1 protein-coding gene is annotated in these 2,328 nt (G+C 72.7%); it reads left to right on the top strand.

What is annotated here, in order from left to right; all coding sequences use genetic code 11:
- Positions 1 to 2,328, top strand: a 2,328-nt coding sequence (locus MXD58_RS29365; RefSeq protein ID WP_250611408.1) for an Rne/Rng family ribonuclease, incomplete at both ends; no start/stop codon positions are given.

Below are 2,328 nucleotides of genomic sequence, written 5' to 3'. Positions count from 1 at the left end.
GGCGGTCGTCGAGGCCGCGGCGCCCGCCAGCGACGCCGGTACCGCCGGTACCGCCGTGGCCGCCGACGGTGACGCCGTTTCCGCCCCGGCCGGTGGCCGGTCCCGGACGCGAACCCGGCGGGTGGCTGCCCCCACCTGGACCGGTGTCGGCGAGGAGACCCCGGCCGCCCACCCGGGCGCGCGGCGTCCGGTGGCCATGGTCACCTTCCAGGCGCCCGTCCCGGCTGCGGCCGAGCCGCGCTGGACCCGTCCCGGCAGCGAACCCGATCACCAGGATGACGAGGTCGTCGACGTCGACGCTGCCGACGAGCAGCCGGTCGACGCCGCCCCCGAGGACGCGCCGGTCAGCGCGACCGACAGCGCCGTGAAGGAACTCGCCGCAGAGGACGACGGCGAGTTCGACGAGGACGACGAGGGCGGTGGCGCCTCCGGATCGACGCGCCGTCGCCGCCGTGGCCGCCGCGGCCGGGGCCGCGCCCGTGGGGACGAGGATGGCTCCGAGCTCTCCGCCGACGGCGACGCTCCGGCGGACGCCGACGCCGACGACTGGTCCGCCGACGCGGACCCGACGGCCGAGACGGCCGGTGGCGGCGACGCGACGGATCCCGACAACGAGGCCGGCGCCGATTCCGACGCCGATTCCGACGCGGACGGCGACTCCGACGCGGATGACGACCGGGGCGGCAACTCCCGCCGTCGGCGTCGTCGGCGCCGCCGGACCGGCGGGGACGAACCGGCCGTCGTGGACGATCCGCCCAACACGGTCGTGCACGTCCGGGAGACGCGTCGAGACGAGGACCTCGTCCGTGGCCTGAGCGGCTCGACCAGGCTGGAGGCCAAGCGCCAACGTCGGCGTGAGGGCCGGGACAGCGGGCGGCGACGTCCGCCGATCGTCACCGAGGCCGAGTTCCTGGCTCGCCGTGAGGCGGTCGAGCGCCGGATGGTCGTGCGTCACGCCGGTGACCGCACGCAGATCGCAGTGCTCGAGGATGGCGTGCTCGTCGAGCATTTCGTCACCCGGGCCAGTTCCACCTCCTACGCCGGCAACGTGTACCTCGGCCGGGTGCAGAACGTGCTGGCCAGCATGGAGGCCGCGTTCGTGGACATCGGCAAGGGCCGCAACGCCGTGCTGTACGCGGGTGAGGTCAACTACGACGCCTCCGGGCTCGACGGCCGACCCCGCAAGATCGAGCAGGTGCTCAAGTCCGGGCAGTCCGTGCTTGTGCAGGTCTCGAAGGACCCGATCGGGCACAAGGGCGCGCGGCTGACCAGCCAGATCAGCCTGCCGGGCCGCTACCTGGTCTACGTACCGGACGGCCAGAACGCGGGCATCAGCCGCAAGCTGCCGGACACCGAGCGGGCCCGGCTGAAGAGCATCCTCAAGAAGATCACGCCGGAGGACGGTGGCGTCATCGTGCGCACCGCCGCCGAGGGCGCCAGCGAGGCCGAGCTCTCCCGAGACATCGAGCGGCTCGCCGCGCAGTGGGAGGACATCCAGCGCCGGTCGAAGAAGGCCTCCGCGCCCTCGCTGCTCTCCGGTGAGCCCGACCTCGTCGTCCGGGTGATCCGCGACATCTTCAACGAGGACTTCACCGAGCTCGTTGTCCAGGGCTCCGGTGAGGCACAGACGATCGAGGAGTACATCGACGCCGTGGCGCCGGACCTGCGGCCCCGGATCCGCCGCTACGCCGGTACCGGCGACGTCTTCGCCGACTACCGGGTCGACGAGCAGCTCGCCAAGGCACTCGACCGCAAGGTCTGGCTGCCCTCCGGTGGCTCGCTGGTGATCGACCGGACCGAGGCGATGACCGTCGTCGACGTCAACACCGGGAAGTTCACCGGCAAGGGCGGCAACCTCGAGGAAACGGTCACCAAGAACAACCTCGAGGCCGCCGAGGAGATCGTCCGTCAGCTGCGGCTGCGGGACATCGGTGGCATCATCGTCATCGACTTCATCGACATGGTCCTGGAGAGCAACCGGGAGCTGGTCCTGCGCCGGCTTACCGAATGCCTCGGCCGGGACCGGACCCGCCACCAGGTCGCGGAGGTCACCAGCCTCGGGCTGGTCCAGATGACCCGCAAGCGCGTCGGGCAGGGCCTGCTGGAGGCATACAGCGAGCCGTGCATCCACTGCAACGGCCGTGGGGTGGTCATCCACCTGAACGGCAACGCCGCCGCCAACGGGAACGGCGGCCACAACGGCCACGTCCACCCGGTACCCGCCGCGGTGGTGGCCGGCGGCAACGGGCAGTCCGAGCCTGCGACCGGTGGGGCCACGCCGAGCGGCTCGAGCCGGCGCTCGCGCGGTGCCGCCACGCGGTCGGCGGG

Origin of the sequence: Frankia sp. AgKG'84/4 (genome assembly GCF_023242965.2) — a bacterium.
Taxonomy (GTDB): Bacteria; Actinomycetota; Actinomycetes; order Frankiales; family Frankiaceae; genus Frankia.
This window is presented reverse-complemented; position numbering and strand designations above follow the sequence as displayed.